Here is a 16,208-nt window from a genome sequence, read left to right on the forward strand (position 1 = left end):
AAATAGAGGATTATGCAGCGACAGACGAGCCATCAGCCAAGAACCGTTTTCGGGCGACTGCGGCGCGACGTCCGGGGGAACACGCTTGCCATGATGGCCGCGTTCCTCATCCCATTATGTGGACTTGCGGGCTCCGCGGTCGATATGGGCCGACTTTATGTCACAAAGGTCCGGCTGCAACAGGCGTGCGATGCCGGTGCGCTGGCGGGACGCAAGTTCATGGCAGACAGCGACGACACCGCGCTCGACACCAACGCTATCACGCAGGCGCGCACGTTCTTCGCGAACAACTTTACCAGCGGATTCATGGGAACGCCGACGTTCACCGCCACGACGAATCCCTACCCCTTCGTTCCAACGAAGACGTCGGATAACCAGGTCGCCGGGACGGCCTCGACCGCAGTGCCGATGACGATCATGAAGATGTTCGGCAGCCCCACGATCATGCTGAAAGTGACGTGCGAAGCGCGCTACGACATTGCGGATACGGACGTCATGTTCGTCCTCGACACGACGGGTTCGATGGCCTGTCAGCCGTCGCAGACATCCGGTTGCAGCGCGACGATCGGTTCTTATACGCGCCCGGATGGTACGACCGGATATTACAACCAAGAGGTAAGCGGTTCGAAGCTGTCCGGTCTGCGATCCGCCGTGATGAACTTCTACGACACGATCGCGGCTAACGTCGATCCATCGACGCATGTGCGATACGGGTTCGTGACATACACCTCCACGGTGAATGCCGGATATGCCCTGCCCGCGGGCAGCATGGTCAACGACTGGACGTATAATAGCCGCAGGATCATCGGCGACGCGAACAACGGCGGTGCGACTGCGCAAACCAAGAAACCGGTGACCAAAGCCGCGTGCGATGCGGCGGCCACCGGCCGGAGCCCGGCGACGGGGTATACGACGAATGGTCAAGCGACATTGGTAACCACGGCTTATGCAACGAGCGATTCGTCCTGCGTGATCACGACGCAGCCGCTGAAGCCGAACTGGCGCTACACGAAGGTCAGTTACGACGTCAGCCAATATGTCACGGGTGCGACGGTGACAGACCCGAGCAAGATCACCGGTGCGACGAGCAAATGGCAGGGTTGCATCGAAGAGCGGGATACGACGCCCGGCGTGAGCACGTTCGACCAAGACAATTTGCCGGCCGATCTCGACCCGGACCGGCTTCCCACCACCAATGCAACACGGTGGCGCCCGATGTGGCCCGATGTGGTCTATTATCGCGGAAACACGACGTCGGTTGATTATGCTGGCAATTCGGCGAATCCGTATGGAGACTCTACCAGTACCAGCCAGTTCGGACAGTATACGGCGCTCGGCAACTACAATAACATTGCCTATGGCTATGTTTCGTGCGGGAAGCCCGTGTCCCGGCTGACGACGATGAGCCGTTCGGAGGTCTCGAACTACGTCAACGCCACCGACTTCAAGCCGCAGGGCGGAACGTATCACGATACGGGGATGATCTGGGGTACCCGAATGATCGCGCCGAAGGGCGTGTTCGCGGACGATACGGCAGAATGGCCGGGCCGGAATGCGCCAAACCGGTACATCGTATTCATGACGGACGGCGACATGTCGCCCAACGAGCAGATCTACGGCATGTACGGCATCGAATATTATGACGACCGCATCGCCAACAACACTACGAATCCCAGCCTGACTGCTTATCACAACGCCCGGTTCGTCGCGGAGTGTCAGGCCGCGAAGTCGCGGAACATTACGGTGTTCGTCGTCGGTTTCGGCCAGACGCTGACGAGCCAGTTGACGGCCTGCGCATCGCCCGGGCAAGCCTATTATGCGAGCGACAATGCCAGCTTGACCACGGCGTTCCAGAAGATTGCGAAGCAGGTCGCGATGCTGCGGATTTCGCAGTGACGGGCGTCCGGACCATGTCCAAGGCGCGTTGGCAACGGATCGTCGTTCGCCTGGCGGGCGATCGCCGAGGCGCAACCATCATCGAATTCGCCATCATCACCCCGGTGATGATCGTGATGATGATGGGCATCGGCGACTTGCTGTACCAGCTTTATGCCAAGGCGGTGCTGAATGGCGCAGTCCAAAAAGCGGCGCGCGATTCCGCGATACAGGGCGGCGCGCAGCTTGTTTCGACACTCGACAATCAGGTCATCGCGATGTCGAGTATGGTCGCCAAGACACCGACCCAATCCTGCACGGCCTCTCCTGCCGCCGGGACATGGTGCTCGACCCGCAAAAGCTATGGCAGTTTCGCCGCCGTGGCGCCCGAACCGTTCATCGACAATAACGGCAACGGCGTGCGCAACGCGGGCGAGTGCTACACCGATGTCAACGGCAACAAACAGTGGGACGCCGATCCCGGTGCGACTGGCCAGGGCGGGGCAAACGACGTGACATTGTACACGATGAGCCTGACCTATCCCCGGCTGTTCCCAGTCGCCGGCCTGCTCGGCTGGTCGTCATCAGCGACGATCTCGGCGCAGACGTTGCTGAAGAACCAGCCTTATGCATCACAGCAAACGGTTACGGCGACCACGATATGCACCTGAATTCCCTGCTTTCTGCGCCATTGCCGCAATTCCTGCGCCGCCTCGGCGGTGACCGCAGCGGCCTTGCGATGCTCGAATTCGCCTTCGCCATGCCGGTCGTCCTGACGCTTGGCCTGTACGGCATGGAGACCGCAAACCTTGCCTTGATCAACCTGAAGGTCAGCCAGATCACGCTCAACCTGGCCGACAACGCTTCGCGCGTCGGGACCACTAGCGCACTTGCCACGCAGCAACTGCGCGAAGTAGATATGAACGACGTCCTGCAGGCGGCGCGGTATCAAGGGACGGCAATCAAACTGACGACATATGGCCGGATCACGGTGTCCAGCCTGGAAAATATCCAGCAATCCTACGACACCGACGCAGTCCAGCGCATTCATTGGCAGCGGTGCCTGGGCCTGAAATCAGGGCCTAAATACGACTCGGTTGACTCGACGTCGCCGAACGCTGGAACGGACGGGAGCGCGGCCAATGCGGGGAAGGATCAGCCTAACGGGATGGGGGATCCCGGCGCAAAGGTAAATGCACCGGAGGGCGCGGGCGTGATGTTCGTCGAGGTCAATTACGATTATCAGCCGATTGTCGGTACGTGGCTGATGGGGTCGTCGCGTATTCGTTACATCGCGTCGTTCATCGTGCGCGATCGACGCCTCTTCTCTCAGATCTACAACCCCTCGCCGAGCGTCACGCCGTCGAAGTGTAACGTCTATTCGGCCTGACCCCCTGCCCGCGGCGCGGGCAAAGGGCGGTCGCATGGCCTCAAACGATCTTCTTCACCGTATCGACGATCTTCGCCGAGCTGAGCAGCGCCAGTTTTTCGAGGTTTGCGGCATAGGGCAGCGGCACGTCCTCGTTCGCGACGCGCAGGACGGGGGCGTCGAGATCGTCAAAGCCTTCCTCCATGCAGATCGCGACGATTTCCGATGCGATCGAGCAGGTTGCCCAGCCCTCTTCCGCCACGACGAGACGATTGGTCTTCTTGAGGCTCTTGAGCACGGCCGCCTTGTCGAGCGGACGCAGCGTGCGGAGGTCGATGACTTCGGCGTCGATCCCCTCTTCCGCCAGCTTCTCGGCGGCTTCCAGCGCGAGGCCGACACCGATCGAGTAGCTGACGATCGTCACGTCCTTGCCCTCTCGCATCGTGCGCGCCTTGCCGATTGGCAGGACATAATCGTCGAGCGCCGGGATTTCGAACGTACGGCCGTAGAGCAGTTCGTTTTCGAGGAAGACGACCGGATCCTCGGTACGGATCGCGGCCTTCATCAGGCCCTTGGCATCCGCCGCATCATAGGGTGCGATCACGATCAGGCCGGGAACGCTGGCGTACCACGGGCCGTAGTTCTGCGAATGCTGCGCACCGACGCGCGACGCAGCGCCGTTCGGACCGCGAAAGACGATCGGGCAGCGCATCTGGCCGCCGGACATGTAGTTGGTCTTCGCGGCCGAGTTGATGATGTGGTCGATCGCCTGCATGGCGAAGTTGAACGTCATGAACTCGACGATCGGGCGGAGGCCGCCCATCGCCGCGCCCGTACCGACGCCGGCAAACCCATATTCGGTGATCGGCGTGTCGATGACTCGTGCCGGACCGAATTCGTCCAGCAGGCCCTGCGTGACCTTGTACGCGCCCTGATATTCGGCGACTTCCTCGCCCATCACGAAGACGCGGTCGTCCTTGCGCATTTCCTCGGCCATCGCGTCACGCAGCGCCTCGCGCAGCGTGATCTTGACCATCTCCGTGCCCTCGGGGATCGCGGGGTCGGAAACTTCGGCATCGTGCTTCGCAGCGTCGTATAGCTGGCGTGCGCCGGTCTCGACCTTGTGCGGCACGGTGGATTCGGGCGCGTTCGGCGCCTTGTCGGCGGGCTGCTCTTCCTTCGGGGCCGCATTGGCGCCCTCGCCGCTGCGTTCAGCCGGAGCGGCGGCCGCCGTGTCGGCGCTCTCGCCCTCTTCGAGCAGAGTGGCGATGACGGTGCCGACCTTCACATTGTCGCTACCCTCGGCGATCATGATCTTGCCGATCGTGCCTTCGTCGACGGCTTCGAATTCCATCGTCGCCTTGTCGGTCTCGATCTCGGCCATGATGTCGCCGGACTTGACGGTATCGCCTTCCTTGACCAGCCATTTGGCCAGCGTGCCCTCCTCCATCGTCGGGGAAAGGGCGGGCATCTTGATTTCGATGGGCATCAGTATTTTTCCACCAGCACGTCGGTATACAGTTCGGCGGGCTCCGGCTCGGGCGCGCTTTCGGCGAAATCGGCCGCTTCGGCGACGATCTTGCGGATTTCCTGCTCGATCGTCTTCAGCTCGGCCTCGCCGACACCCTGATCCTCGAGCAGTTTCTTGCAATGCTCGATCGGATCGGACTTGTCGCGGACGGCCTGAACCTCCTCGCGGCTGCGGTATTTCGCGGGATCGGACATGGAGTGGCCGCGATAGCGATAGGTCTTCATCTCGAGGATGATCGGGCCCTTGCCCGCGCGCACCCAGGCGAGCGCTTCCTCGGCCGCACCGCGCGAAGCGAGCACGTCCATGCCATCGACCTGAATGCCGGGAATGCGGAAGGATTCACCGCGACGGTACAACTGATCTTCGGACGAGGCGCGGTTGACCGAGGTGCCCATCGCATATTGGTTGTTTTCGATCACGTAGATGACCGGCAGCTTCCACAGCTCGGCCATGTTGAAGCTTTCGTACACCTGCCCCTGGTTCGACGCGCCGTCGCCAAAATAGGCGAGGCAGACGCCGCCATCCTGGCGATATTTGTGCGCGAAGCCGAGACCGGTGCCGAGCGACACCTGGGCGCCGACGATGCCGTGGCCGCCGTAGAACTTATGCTCGACGCTGAACATATGCATCGAGCCGCCCTTGCCCTTGGAAATGCCGGCCTGACGCCCGGTCAATTCCGCCATGACGTCCTTGGGCGGGATCCCGCAGAGCAGCATGTGTCCGTGATCGCGATAGCCGGTGATCACGCTGTCCTTGTCGGACAAAGCGGACTGCAGCCCGACCGCGACGGCTTCCTGGCCGATGTACAAGTGACAGAAACCACCGATCAGTCCGAGGCCGTACAACTGGCCCGCTTTCTCTTCGAAGCGCCGGATGAGCAGCATCTGCTTATAGAATTCGAGCAGTTCGTCCTTCGACGCCCGATAGGATTGCGGTTCGCCGGGTCGCTCGCGATTGGGGGCGCGGTTGGGCGCCGGATCGGATTGGGGCGCTTCGGTCTTTCGGGCAGCGGGTGCTTTGGCCACAGGCTAGAAACCTCGTTTCCTGGGGGAGAGGAAGGGCGCGTATAAGCCCTTCTTGTGCGAAACTTCAATCGCTCGCCATCACAGAAGTTTATTCCGACCAAGCCAATCGGTGATTGCCCGCGCCCATCGGGGGTGACTAAAGCCATGCGCGATGGATACGCAGCCGCTCGCATCGCCCCACCCGTTACGCATCGCCAACTTCCGCGCCTATTGGGTCGCGCGCTTCACGATGACGGTCGCGCAGAATGCGATGATCATCGTGATCGGCTGGCAAGTGTATACGATCGCGCGCCAAACCATGACGATGCCGCAGGCGGCGGCGCAGCTGGGGCTGATCGGCCTGCTGCAATTCCTACCCCTGTTCCTGAGCACGCCGGTGACCGGATATGTCGCGGACCGGTTCGACAGACGGTGGATCACGCGGGTCACGGTAACGCTGCAACTGGCGAGCGCGCTTATCCTCGCTTTGGCGACCTATGAGGGGTGGATGTCGCTGCCGATCCTGTTTTCGGTAGCGGTATTCCTGGGAATCGCTCGCGCCTTTGCCGGGCCTGCGTTCGGTGCGCTGGCGCCGGATCTTGTGCCTCGCGACGTGTTGCCGACCGCGATCGCGCTTTCATCCATCTCGTGGCAGGTGGGTACGATCATCGGACCGGCGCTGGGCGGCTTCTTCTATTCGCACACCGCGACGCATTCTGGCGCCTATTGGCTGGCGACCATCCTGTTCGGATTGGCATTGCTGTGCCTGATGCTGATCGGAAAGGTCGCGCAGCCGCCGAGATCCACCGCGCGCCCGATCAAGCAGATCGTCGACGGTCTGAAATATGTCGGCCAGAACAAGCTGGTGCTGGGGACGATCACGCTGGACCTCTTCGCGGTCTTCCTTGCGGGGACCAACGCCCTTCTGCCGATCTACGCCAACGACATCTTCAAGGTCGGTGCGCAGGGGCTGAGCTGGCTCGCCGCCGCGCCGGCCGCCGGGGCCGCCTTGGTCGCGCTGATCTTCTCGTTCCGGCCGCTCAAGACTAATGTCGGCCCGAAAATGCTGGTGTCCGTGCTGATCTACGGGACGGCGACGGTGATCTTCGGCGTCGCGCATATCATCATCCCCGCCTACGACTTCGAAGTGGCGGTGGGCGCGCTGGCGGTTGCCGGCGGGGCGGACATGTTCTCCGTCTATATCCGTCAGTCGTTGATCCAGCTGTATACGCCGGACGAGATGCGTGGGCGTGTCGGGGCGGTGTCGCAGCTGACGATTTCCGCCTCCAACGAACTGGGTGAGGCCGAATCCGGCTTCCTTGCATCGATGCTCGGACCGGTCGGTGCGGTTCTGGTCGGCGGCGGCGGTGCGATTGTCGTGACGATCCTGTGGACCTATCTGTTTCCGAGCATACGCCGCGCGAAGACGTTCGATCCCCCAACGACGCGGCAGGACGCCGCAGATAAAGAGATGGAGGCCGTATTATGAAAGCCAACACGATCCTGGAGACGATCGGCAACACGCCGCACATCCGCGTATCGAAGCTGTTCCCGGATTCCGAAGTCTGGATCAAGTCCGAGCGTTCGAACCCCGGCGGATCGATCAAGGACCGGATCGCGCTGGCCATGATCGAGGCGGCGGAAGCATCCGGCGACCTGAAGCCCGGCGGGACGATCATCGAACCGACGAGTGGAAATACCGGCGTCGGGCTGGCGATGGTAGCCGCGGTAAAGGGGTACAAGCTGGTTCTCGTCATGCCGGAAAGCATGTCGATCGAGCGTCGGCGGCTCATGCTGGCTTATGGCGCGACGTTCGACCTGACACCGCGTGAAAAGGGCATGAAGGGCGCGATCGAGCGTGCGCTGGAACTGATCGAACAGACGCCGGGCGCGTGGATGCCGCAGCAGTTCGAGAATCCGGCGAACATCGACGTGCACACGCGCACGACGGCGCTGGAGATCCTGAACGACTTCAGGGACACGCCGATCGACGTGATCATCACCGGCGTGGGCACGGGCGGGCACATCACCGGAATCGCCGAGACGCTGAAAAAGTCGTGGCCGAACCTGAAGGTCTATGCGGTCGAGCCGCACGCATCGCCGGTCATTTCCGGCGGCCAGCCGGGGCCGCATCCGATCCAGGGCATCGGCGCGGGGTTCGTGCCCGCGAACCTGCACACGCAGGCGATCGATGGCGCGATCCAGGTCGATGCCGTCGTCGCGAAGGACATGGCGCGGCGTGCGGCGACCGAAGAGGGCATGCTGGTCGGTATCTCGTCCGGCGCGACGCTGGCCGCGATCCTCCAGAAGCTGCCCGACCTGCCGGACAACGTGCGCGTGCTGGGCTTCAATTACGATACGGGTGAGCGGTATCTGTCCGTACCGGACTTCCTTCCCGAGAGCTAAATTTGGGCCTGTCATCGAACCTTTCCGGTCCAGCCGGGAGGGTTCGATGTCGCCAGAAATTCTTCGAAATCCGGCTGAAAAGCTTGAGAATCAGGTATCGCTGCGCTGCGGTAACCATTATGAACGGTGAAACGGTGCCGGGCACCTTTCGGGGAATTTCGAATGCGCAGGGCGATGATCGGCATCATGACGGTGCTGGTGCTGCTTCAGGTCTGGCCATCGGTCTTCGGGCAGCGCAGTGCCTCCGACATCTCCGTCCCGCTTGCACACGCCGCGGCCGGCAACGCAGTCGATCAAGTCCGTGGGACGGCAAGTGCCTGGGAAACCTCCAATCCACCCGCCTGCTTTGCGGAATATCGCCGTACGCTGAACGCTTGCGCAAAGGGCGACAAGGCGTGCGAAACCAAGACGGTGAATGCTTTCGACCTGTGCGAAGCGACCGGGTTCTGGCCGCAATAACGGACCGGCGCTTGTCGCGACTCGGCGGAGTGCGGATGCATCACGGCGGTTTCCCCTTCCGCGCGGAATAGGCTACAGGCCGTCGCCCGTCCTGCCAGGAGGCGATGTGCCCCCCTTTCCCTTTCGTCCCGATAGCCGCTGAACCCTTCGCGTATGTCGAACCCCCAGTCGAAATCCATCCATAAGCCGGTCGCTCCGATACTTCGCCTATTGCTCGCGGGTGTCGCGGCTTCGGCGATCGTCATCCCGGCGCTGGTCGTGTCCGTCGCGCCGCCAATCAAGCCGCGTGCGCGCGTAGTGGCCGTGCCGCAGCGGGTCGTCCCGCAAGCCGAACTGCCGCCGGTCGAGCCGCTGGCCTATCAAAATCTGGATCCGCAGGATGCGCGCGCGTTCAACAAGACCGTGCCGTTCTCGACCGATCCCAACCCCGCCGCCCGGCCGTTCGCCCTGTCAGGCACTTCGGAGGACAAGGCGCGCGCGCTGGACTGTATGGCGACGGCGATGCTGTACGAGGCGGGAGACGATACGCTCGGGCAGAGATCGGTCGGGCAGGTCGTCATCAACCGGGTTCGACATCCTGCCTTCCCGAAGACGATCTGCGGCGTGGTCTTCCAGGGATCCGAACGACGGACGGGGTGCCAATTCACCTTCACGTGCGACGGTGCGCTGATCAATCACAAATGGTCCGACGTCGCGTGGCAGCGTGCGCGCGAGACCGCCAGGCTTGCCTTGACCGGGCGCGTGTTCAAGCCGGTCGGCTATTCCACGCATTACCACACCGACTGGGTCGTGCCGTACTGGCAGTCGAGCCTGGACAAGGTCGCGCAGGTTCGCACGCACCTGTTCTTCCGCTGGACCGGTTGGTGGGGCACTCCGCCCGCATTCCGCCGCGCCTTGACGCCGAGCGAACCGGTGATCCCGGCGCTCGCGCTGTATTCAGACGCGCACCGCACCGGGGCCGCCGCGACGGAAGCCGCGGACGCGATGATCGAGGCGGCGGCGTTGACGGGCAAACTGCCGTTACCGACGCCCGGCGATGCCGACAGCTTCCTCGTAACGCTGGACCCGACGATCCCGCCCGAACGCTATGCCGCGCTTGCCGCAGCCGCCTGTGCCGATCGCCTGCACTGCAAGTTCATGGGCTGGAGCAGCAAGGCGAAGACGCCCACCACGTTGCCATTGCAACAGGCACAGGTGGCCGCAATGTCGTTCAGCTATCTGCGGGACCGGTCACGCAATATCGACAAGTCGTTGTGGAATTGCACCGAGTTCAGCCGTCCGGACCGGTCGCAGTGCATGAAGCAGCAGGTGATCGGAGTCGTCCCCGCCCCGCGGCCCACGACCGAGGCATTTCGGATCGAGACACTCCCGGGATCACGTGTTCCCGTACCCGTCGGGGGCGCGCCGCGGTTAATCGTGGACGAGCTATCCGGGGTCAGGCGGCGTGCCGACGCGGCGTCACCTGCGCCTTCCACGAAGCCGACGCCGACGAAGACGCCTGACGGGCGCTGAGCGCGATTTAAGTCAGGGCTTGGGATGACGGTGCGTTGCGACCGATAATTCCTCTCACGCCGTTCGTTTCGAGCGAAGTCGAGAAACCGTCTTGAGGAAGCGATCGGCCCGTTTCTCGACTTCGCTCGAAATGAGCGGAGTTTGGGGGAGCCATTTCAAGCGAAAGCTTCCCCCGCCATAGGGACGGAGGAAGCTTCCGGCGATCGATGATCAGGCCGCCAGGAACATCTCGACCGGCAAGGTCATCAGCGACTCCGCGCCACCTTCGATCTTGCGGCGGAGCGCACCGGCGTCGGGCATGATCCGTTCGGCGAAGAAGCGTGCGGTGACCAGTTTGGCGTCAAGGAACGCCGCGTCGCCTTCGCCCGCTGCCTTGAGCGCAGATGCCGCCGCCGTCATGCGCAGCCACATCAGGCCGGTCGCGACGATGCCCATGATCTGCATGTAGCTATAGGCGCCCGCACCGATATTTTCCGGGTTCTGCATGCCATTCTGCATGAACCACATCGTCGCGGCCTGAAGCTCGCCATTGGCTTTTTCGAGCGCGGTGGCGAAGGCGGCGGTTTCCGGGTTCGTCTTGGCAGCGGCGACCTCCTCGCCGACGATGCGGAACAGCGCCTGCACCGCCCGACCGCCGTTCGTCGCCAGCTTGCGGCCGACCAGATCCATCGCCTGCACGCCGTTTGTGCCTTCGTAGATCATCGCGATCCGGGCATCGCGGACATACTGTTCCATGCCCCATTCGGCGATATAGCCGTGGCCGCCATAGACCTGCTGCGCGTTGGTTGCGATCTCATAGCCCTTGTCGGTGCCATAGCCCTTGATAACCGGGGTGAGCAGGCCGAGCAAATCGCCCGCCAGTTGCCGCTCCTCTTCCGTCGGAGCGGCATGTTCGAGATCCGCCTGCACCGCGCCCCACAGGCACAAGGCGCGCAGACCCTCGGTCATCGCCTTCGCTTCCATCAGCATGCGGCGCACGTCGGGGTGTACGAAAAGCGTGTCGGCCTTTTCGTTCGGATCCTTCGGGCCGGTCAACGCGCGCCCCTGACGGCGGTCGTGCGCGTACTGGACCGCGTTCTGGTAGGCGACTTCGGCGACGCCCAGACCTTGCAGCCCGACGCCGAGGCGTGCGGCGTTCATCATGATGAACATCGCGGCCAGACCCTTCATTTCCTCGCCGACGAGCCAGCCGGTCGCGCCGTCATAGTTCATGACGCAGGTCGAGTTGGCGTGGATGCCCATCTTATGCTCGATGGAGCCGCAGGAAAGGCTGTTGCGCGCGCCGATGCTGCCATCGTCGCCGACCATGAACTTCGGCACGACGAACAGCGAAATGCCCTTCGAGCTTTCCGGTGCACCCGGCGTCTTGGCCAGGACGAGGTGGATGATGTTCGAGGTGAGATCATGCTCGCCCGACGAGATGAAGATCTTCGTGCCGGTGATCGCATAGGAGCCGTCGCCGTTCGGTACTGCGCGCGTGCGGATCAAGCCGAGGTCGGTGCCGCATTGCGGCTCGGTCAGGTTCATCGTGCCGCCCCATTCGCCACTGACCATCTTCGGTACGTACTTCGCCTTCTGCTCGTCCGTGCCCTTGACCAGCAGGGCGGCGATCGCGCCGTGCGTCAGGCCGGGATACATGGCGAACGCCATATTGGCGGAGATCATATATTCCTGGAACGCGGTCGACACGACGTGTGGCATGCCCTGACCACCGAATTCCTCGGGTGCGCTGAGCGTGCCCCAACCGGATCTCGACGAACGCGGCATATGCTTCCTTGAAGCCTTTCGGCGTCGTGACGCTGCCGTCATCGTGGCGTGTGCAGCCTTCCTGGTCGCCCGAGGCGTTGATCGGAAACAACACTTCGGCGACGAACTTGCCCCCTTCGTCCAGCACGGCGTCGACGACGTCAGGCGTGGCATTCTGGAAGCCGGGCAGGTTGGCGTAATTCTGCAATCCGACGACATGGTCGAGGATGAAGCGCGTATCGCGGACGGGCGGAGTGAATTGCGGCATGGGATCTGGGCCTTCTTTTCAGTCGTTTTCAGAATGTTCGATCAAGGTGATGAATTCGTTGAGTTCCGCGATTGCAGCGTCAATGTCCCGCTTCTGCGCATCCAGCAGCGCGACACGTTCCCGGCAGCGTTCGATCGTGACCGCGCGCTGCGCCTTGCGGCCATCCCCGATGTCATAGAGGTCGATCATCTCGCGGATTTCGGTGAGCGAGAAGCCCACACGTTTGCCGCGCAGGATCCAGGCCAGGCGTGCGCGATCGCGGTGAGAGTAGACGCGCGTGGTGCCCCGACGCTCGGGCGCGATCAGCCCCTCATCCTCGTAGAAGCGCAGCGCGCGGGCAGTCACGTCGAACTCTGACGACAGATCGGAGATCGAAAAGGTTTCCCGGTCATCGCGGGGAGGGACGATCACATAAGCGGGCGCATAGGCGGCGTTCGGCATGACGGTAAAATAGGTTCCGTTTACGTGAACGTCAATCTCCGCACAGCAAATTGTCCGCTCCGCGAGCGTAATGACGAGGCTTCGGATGTGGAGTCGCTTATTCGCTCTACGTCGAGCGCGGCGATCGATGCGCGGCCTTGGCAAAGTTTTGCGCAGGCTGCCGGTACCTTGGCCGGGAAGATGAGGCGGTCGCCCTCGAACCGAGCCTCGAAGCCGCAGCCGGGTGCCGCGGGAAAGAGGACGTCGAGCTTGCCCCCTGTTCGTTTTGCGGTGCCGGAGCCCGAGCAACCCAGATCGTCGCCATAATTGACGAGGATCCCGATCTTATAGTCCTGCGGTGCAGGTACGACGCAGATGCGATCCGTGTCGCGGGTATAAAAGCCTGTTATGTCTACACTTGCCGGATCCGCGATCATCCCGGCGTCGATCGCGGCGGCTTCCAGGCTGTTGGTCGGCCTTGCCGTCGGTTCGGAGCCAGTCCCGCCACCGGAACAGCCGGCCAGCGACACGGCAAGGACCAACCATGTCTTCATTCGACCGGACTCAAAGCATCTCCATCGATGCGGCGGAAGAAGCAGGAGCGTTGGCCGGTATGGCAGGCGGGGCCGGCGGCGTCGGCGATGATCCATATCGCGTCCTGATCGCAGTCGATCCGGATTTCCGTGACGGTGAGGACGTTGCCCGAACTCTCGCCCTTTTTCCAAAGCCTGTCGCGACTGCGAGACCAGAAATGCGCCTGCCCGGTCGATATCGTCGCGGCAAGCGCCTCGGCATTCATGTGCGCGAGCATCAGGATTTCGCCCGTGGTGCGATCGGAAACCACCGCCGTGATGAGGCCGTTCGAGTCGTATTTGGGGTCGAGTGACAGCCCGGTGTCGCGATGATCGTGCATGTGCGCCGTCTAGCGTGTCGGCGGCGGGCGGGGAAGCGATCAGCTCTTACGGATGGCCTTCACCAGATCGTCCTTGTTCATCTTCGATCGACCTTCGATACCGATCTTGCGGGCTTCCTTCATCAGATCGTCCTTTGATCGATCCTCGAGTTCCGATCCGCGATGATCCAGCGTGCCGGCCGCCTTGGCATTGGCGATTCGCGCCGCCTTGGATTTCGATGCACCGTCGCGGCGCAGATCCTCGTATAACTTGTCATCCTTGATCGCCGGTCCGTGATCCTTCGCCATGCCGATCCTCCTCTACAAGGCGTTGAAAACGGGCAATGCGACGGATCGCTCCGACAAATTTTACAAAAGCGCGACAAAGCGGGATCGGGGCCCTATATGACGGGCGAAGCAACACCCCGAAGGGCGCCATGCTGACGACCAATCCGTTCGATACCCCCGAAGACGGGGATAAACTGCGCGAAGAATGCGGGGTTTTCGGCGTGTCCGGAAGCGAGGGCGCTGCTGCGCTCGTCGCGCTTGGATTGCACGCATTGCAACACCGTGGCCAGGAAGCGGCCGGGATAACGAGCTTCGACGGCTCGGAATTCCATACGCACCGCGCGATGGGCCATGTTGCCGGAAACTTCGATCGCGACGACATCATCAACGCGCTGCGCGGCAACGTCGCATGCGGGCATGTCCGCTATTCGACCACCGGCGAGACGGCGCTGCGCAACGTGCAGCCGCTGTATGCCGACCTGGCGAGCGGCGGCTTCGCGATCGCGCATAACGGCAACATATCCAACGCGATGCGGCTGCGACGCGATCTCGTCCGGCGTGGATCGATCTTCCAGTCGACCAGCGATACCGAGACGATCATCCATCTGGTCGCGACGTCGAACTATCGCACCGTCGTCGACAAGTTCATCGACGCGCTGAAGCAGGTCGAGGGTGCCTATTCGCTGATCGTGATGACGCCCGAAGGCATGATCGCCTGCCGCGATCCGCTCGGCATTCGTCCGCTGGTGATGGGCAAGCTTGGCGACGCGGTGATCTTCGCTTCGGAAACCGTCGCGCTTGACGTGTGCGGCGCGGAATTCGTCCGGTCGATCGATCCGGGCGAACTCGTGATCGTGAAGGGCGACCAGATCCTGTCGCATCGCCCGTTCGGGCAAGTCGCCCCCGCCCCTGCATCTTCGAATATGTGTATTTCTCGCGACCTGATTCGATCTCGGAAGATCGCAGCGTCTATACCGTCCGCAAGGCGATCGGCGCGCAATTGGCGATCGAAAGTCCGGTGGATGCCGATCTGGTCATTCCCGTTCCCGATTCCGGCACGCCGGCGGCACTGGGATATGCGCAGGAATCGGGCATCCCGTTCGAGTTGGGGATCATCCGGTCGCATTATGTCGGCCGCACGTTCATCCAGCCGTCGAACGAGGTGCGTCACCTTGGTGTGAAGCTGAAGCACAATGCGAACCGAGCACTCGTTGCGGGCAAGAAGATCGTCCTGATCGACGATTCGATCGTTCGCGGGACGACCAGCCTGAAGATCGTGCAGATGATGCGCGATGCCGGTGCGGCGGAAGTCCATATGCGGATCGCATCGCCGCCGACGCGGCATTCCTGCTTCTACGGCGTCGACACGCCCGAGCGTGCCAAATTGCTGGCGGCGAACATGAACATCGACGAGATGAACAAGTATATCCAAGCCGACAGTCTTGCGTTCGTGTCGATCGACGGGCTGTACAAGGCGCTGGGCGATCCACAGCGCAACGCGATCCGGCCGAGCCACTGCGATGCATGCTTTACGGGCGATTATCCGACGACGCTGACCGATCAGGACGACGTGGTCCAGATCGATCAGTTCGCCTTGCTGGCGGAGCGGATGGTCTAACCATCCGCCGCGTTCGTACCGATCGTGTCGAACCACCGACCTTCCCTTTCGCGTAATCAGCGATAGAAGGCGGGGCTTCGATACGCTCAGGCCGAACGGATTTCAATTTGACCGATCTCCCCTCCAGAACCAGATCGCCCTCGTTACCGGGGCAAGCCGCGGCATCGGCGCGGCGACCGCCAAGGCGCTTGCAGCCGCGGGCGCGCATGTCGTGCTGACCGCGCGCACCGCGAAGGACCTGGAAGCGGTCGAAACGGCGATCTTCGATGCGGGTGGCAGCGCGACGATCGCGCCACTGGATCTGGCGGCGACGGACAGTATCGGCCGTCTGGCGGTCGCGATCGGCGAACGCTGGCCGCAGCTCGATATTCTCGTCCTGAATGCGGCGATGCTCGGCAGCCTGACGCCGGTGCCAAGCATCGACGCGAAGGAACTGGCGCAAGTCCTGACGCTGAACATCAGCGCGCAGGCGGCGATGATAACTGCGTTCGATCCGATGCTGCGCGCGTCGAAGCGGGCGCGGGTGATCGGCCTGACGTCCAGCGTCGGGCGCAAGGCGCGCGCTTATTGGGGACTGTACGGCGCGTCCAAGGCGGCGTTCGAGATCTTGCTGACGTCTTACGGTGAGGAGATGGAGCGGATCAGCAGCATCCGGACCGCCATCGTCGATCCCGGCGCGACGCGGACCAAGATGCGCGAGCGGGCCTATCCTGGTGAGGATCCTGCATCGGTGAAGCCGCCCGAGACCGTCGGCGACCGGATTGCGGCTTTGGTGATCGAGGATTTCGAGACCGGACATTTCGAGCGGGTCGGCTGATTA

General features: G+C 62.6%; 15 protein-coding genes and 2 pseudogenes. 9 read left to right on the forward strand and 8 right to left on the reverse strand.

Annotation, left to right across the window (positions count from 1 at the left end; all coding sequences use genetic code 11):
* Positions 1–12 precede the first annotated feature (12 nt).
* The 3 genes from H5J25_RS09815 to H5J25_RS09825 are packed head-to-tail and all read left to right on the forward strand — an operon-like array spanning position 13 to position 3,265.
* Entirely contained in the window at positions 13–1,896 is a 1,884-nt protein-coding gene (locus H5J25_RS09815; protein WP_202090536.1) for a TadE/TadG family type IV pilus assembly protein, read from the forward strand.
* Between the two features lie 14 nt (positions 1,897–1,910).
* On the forward strand, positions 1,911–2,546 hold the full coding sequence (locus tag H5J25_RS09820; protein WP_202090538.1) for a TadE/TadG family type IV pilus assembly protein: 636 nt from the start codon (positions 1,911–1,913) through the stop codon (positions 2,544–2,546).
* Positions 2,537–3,265: a TadE/TadG family type IV pilus assembly protein gene (locus tag H5J25_RS09825; RefSeq protein ID WP_202090540.1), complete on the forward strand. Its 729-nt coding sequence runs from the start codon at positions 2,537–2,539 to the stop codon at positions 3,263–3,265. Before H5J25_RS09820 ends, H5J25_RS09825 begins: the two co-directional genes overlap by 10 nt.
* A gap of 40 nt (positions 3,266–3,305) precedes the next feature.
* On the opposite strand, the gene H5J25_RS09830 is transcribed toward H5J25_RS09825, so the two are convergent.
* Both H5J25_RS09830 and pdhA read right to left on the reverse strand, forming a co-directional pair.
* A complete protein-coding gene (locus H5J25_RS09830) occupies positions 3,306–4,733 on the reverse strand; it encodes a pyruvate dehydrogenase complex E1 component subunit beta (RefSeq protein WP_202090543.1) in 1,428 nt (475 codons plus the stop codon).
* Positions 4,733–5,800: a pyruvate dehydrogenase (acetyl-transferring) E1 component subunit alpha gene (gene pdhA / locus H5J25_RS09835; RefSeq protein ID WP_202090545.1), complete on the reverse strand. Its 1,068-nt coding sequence runs from the start codon at positions 5,798–5,800 to the stop codon at positions 4,733–4,735. The genes H5J25_RS09830 and pdhA overlap by 1 nt, the downstream gene beginning before the upstream one ends.
* 151 nt (positions 5,801–5,951) lie before the next feature.
* On the opposite strand from pdhA, the gene H5J25_RS09840 reads away from it, so the two are divergent.
* The gene (locus H5J25_RS09840; protein WP_202090547.1) at positions 5,952–7,268 is read left to right on the forward strand and encodes an MFS transporter; all 1,317 of its coding nucleotides are present in this window, start codon (positions 5,952–5,954) and stop codon (positions 7,266–7,268) included.
* Positions 7,265–8,185, forward strand: coding sequence for a cysteine synthase A (cysK, locus tag H5J25_RS09845; protein ID WP_202090549.1), 921 nt, complete (start codon positions 7,265–7,267; stop codon positions 8,183–8,185). Before H5J25_RS09840 ends, cysK begins: the two co-directional genes overlap by 4 nt.
* Before the next feature lie 11 nt (positions 8,186–8,196).
* On the opposite strand, the gene H5J25_RS09850 is transcribed toward cysK, so the two are convergent.
* The gene (locus H5J25_RS09850; RefSeq protein WP_202090551.1) at positions 8,197–8,373 is read right to left on the reverse strand and encodes a hypothetical protein; all 177 of its coding nucleotides are present in this window, start codon (positions 8,371–8,373) and stop codon (positions 8,197–8,199) included.
* On the opposite strand from H5J25_RS09850, the gene H5J25_RS09855 reads away from it, so the two are divergent.
* Together H5J25_RS09855 and H5J25_RS09860 are read left to right on the forward strand one after the other, a co-directional pair.
* Positions 8,360–8,644: a hypothetical protein gene (locus tag H5J25_RS09855; RefSeq protein WP_202090553.1), complete on the forward strand. Its 285-nt coding sequence runs from the start codon at positions 8,360–8,362 to the stop codon at positions 8,642–8,644. The genes H5J25_RS09850 and H5J25_RS09855 overlap by 14 nt on opposite strands.
* Positions 8,645–8,797: 153 nt before the next feature.
* Positions 8,798–10,156: a cell wall hydrolase gene (locus H5J25_RS09860; protein WP_225883033.1), complete on the forward strand. Its 1,359-nt coding sequence runs from the start codon at positions 8,798–8,800 to the stop codon at positions 10,154–10,156.
* Between the two features lie 210 nt (positions 10,157–10,366).
* Here the strand turns inward: H5J25_RS09860 and H5J25_RS09865 are convergent.
* The 5 genes and pseudogenes from H5J25_RS09865 to H5J25_RS09885 form a co-directional block, all read right to left on the reverse strand.
* A pseudogene (locus H5J25_RS09865) lies at positions 10,367–12,170 on the reverse strand (acyl-CoA dehydrogenase C-terminal domain-containing protein).
* Between the two features lie 18 nt (positions 12,171–12,188).
* Positions 12,189–12,611 carry a MerR family transcriptional regulator gene (locus tag H5J25_RS09870; protein ID WP_202090555.1) on the reverse strand — a complete coding sequence of 141 codons (423 nt, stop codon included), beginning with the start codon at positions 12,609–12,611 and terminating at the stop codon, positions 12,189–12,191.
* Positions 12,612–12,631: 20 nt separating this feature from the next.
* Entirely contained in the window at positions 12,632–13,144 is a 513-nt protein-coding gene (locus H5J25_RS09875) for a hypothetical protein (RefSeq protein WP_202090557.1), read from the reverse strand.
* Positions 13,141–13,503 carry a phosphoribosyl-AMP cyclohydrolase gene (hisI, locus tag H5J25_RS09880; protein WP_202090559.1) on the reverse strand — a complete coding sequence of 121 codons (363 nt, stop codon included), beginning with the start codon at positions 13,501–13,503 and terminating at the stop codon, positions 13,141–13,143. The genes H5J25_RS09875 and hisI overlap by 4 nt, the downstream gene beginning before the upstream one ends.
* A 39-nt stretch (positions 13,504–13,542) precedes the next feature.
* Positions 13,543–13,791 (reverse strand): Rho termination factor N-terminal domain-containing protein, encoded by a 249-nt coding sequence (locus H5J25_RS09885; RefSeq protein ID WP_202090560.1) that lies wholly within the window; start codon positions 13,789–13,791, stop codon positions 13,543–13,545.
* Positions 13,792–13,919: 128 nt separating this feature from the next.
* Here H5J25_RS09885 and purF point away from each other — a divergent pair.
* Together purF and H5J25_RS09895 are read left to right on the forward strand one after the other, a co-directional pair.
* Positions 13,920–15,388: pseudogene (gene purF / locus H5J25_RS09890) on the forward strand (amidophosphoribosyltransferase).
* A 133-nt stretch (positions 15,389–15,521) separates the two neighbouring features.
* Positions 15,522–16,205, forward strand: coding sequence for an SDR family NAD(P)-dependent oxidoreductase (locus tag H5J25_RS09895; protein WP_225883509.1), 684 nt, complete (start codon positions 15,522–15,524; stop codon positions 16,203–16,205).
* Positions 16,206–16,208 lie beyond the last annotated feature (3 nt).

Source organism: Sphingomonas aliaeris, assembly GCF_016743815.1.
Lineage (GTDB): Bacteria > Pseudomonadota > Alphaproteobacteria > Sphingomonadales > Sphingomonadaceae > Sphingomonas > Sphingomonas aliaeris.

Bases quoted from the DNA above. Each gene is read 5' to 3' on its own strand.
- H5J25_RS09815 (WP_202090536.1), top strand. From the start codon at position 13: ATGCAGCGACAGACGAGCCATCAGCCAAGAACCGTTTTCGGGCGACTG.
- H5J25_RS09820 (WP_202090538.1), top strand. From the start codon at position 1,911: ATGTCCAAGGCGCGTTGGCAACGGATCGTCGTTCGCCTGGCGGGCGAT.
- H5J25_RS09825 (WP_202090540.1), top strand. From the start codon at position 2,537: ATGCACCTGAATTCCCTGCTTTCTGCGCCATTGCCGCAATTCCTGCGC.
- H5J25_RS09830 (WP_202090543.1), bottom strand. From the start codon at position 4,733: ATGCCCATCGAAATCAAGATGCCCGCCCTTTCCCCGACGATGGAGGAG.
- H5J25_RS09840 (WP_202090547.1), top strand. From the start codon at position 5,952: ATGGATACGCAGCCGCTCGCATCGCCCCACCCGTTACGCATCGCCAAC.
- cysK (WP_202090549.1), top strand. From the start codon at position 7,265: ATGAAAGCCAACACGATCCTGGAGACGATCGGCAACACGCCGCACATC.
- H5J25_RS09855 (WP_202090553.1), top strand. From the start codon at position 8,360: ATGATCGGCATCATGACGGTGCTGGTGCTGCTTCAGGTCTGGCCATCG.
- H5J25_RS09850 (WP_202090551.1), bottom strand. From the start codon at position 8,373: ATGATGCCGATCATCGCCCTGCGCATTCGAAATTCCCCGAAAGGTGCC.
- H5J25_RS09860 (WP_225883033.1), top strand. From the start codon at position 8,798: ATGTCGAACCCCCAGTCGAAATCCATCCATAAGCCGGTCGCTCCGATA.
- H5J25_RS09870 (WP_202090555.1), bottom strand. From the start codon at position 12,611: ATGCCGAACGCCGCCTATGCGCCCGCTTATGTGATCGTCCCTCCCCGC.
- H5J25_RS09875 (WP_202090557.1), bottom strand. From the start codon at position 13,144: ATGAAGACATGGTTGGTCCTTGCCGTGTCGCTGGCCGGCTGTTCCGGT.
- hisI (WP_202090559.1), bottom strand. From the start codon at position 13,503: ATGCACGATCATCGCGACACCGGGCTGTCACTCGACCCCAAATACGAC.
- H5J25_RS09885 (WP_202090560.1), bottom strand. From the start codon at position 13,791: ATGGCGAAGGATCACGGACCGGCGATCAAGGATGACAAGTTATACGAG.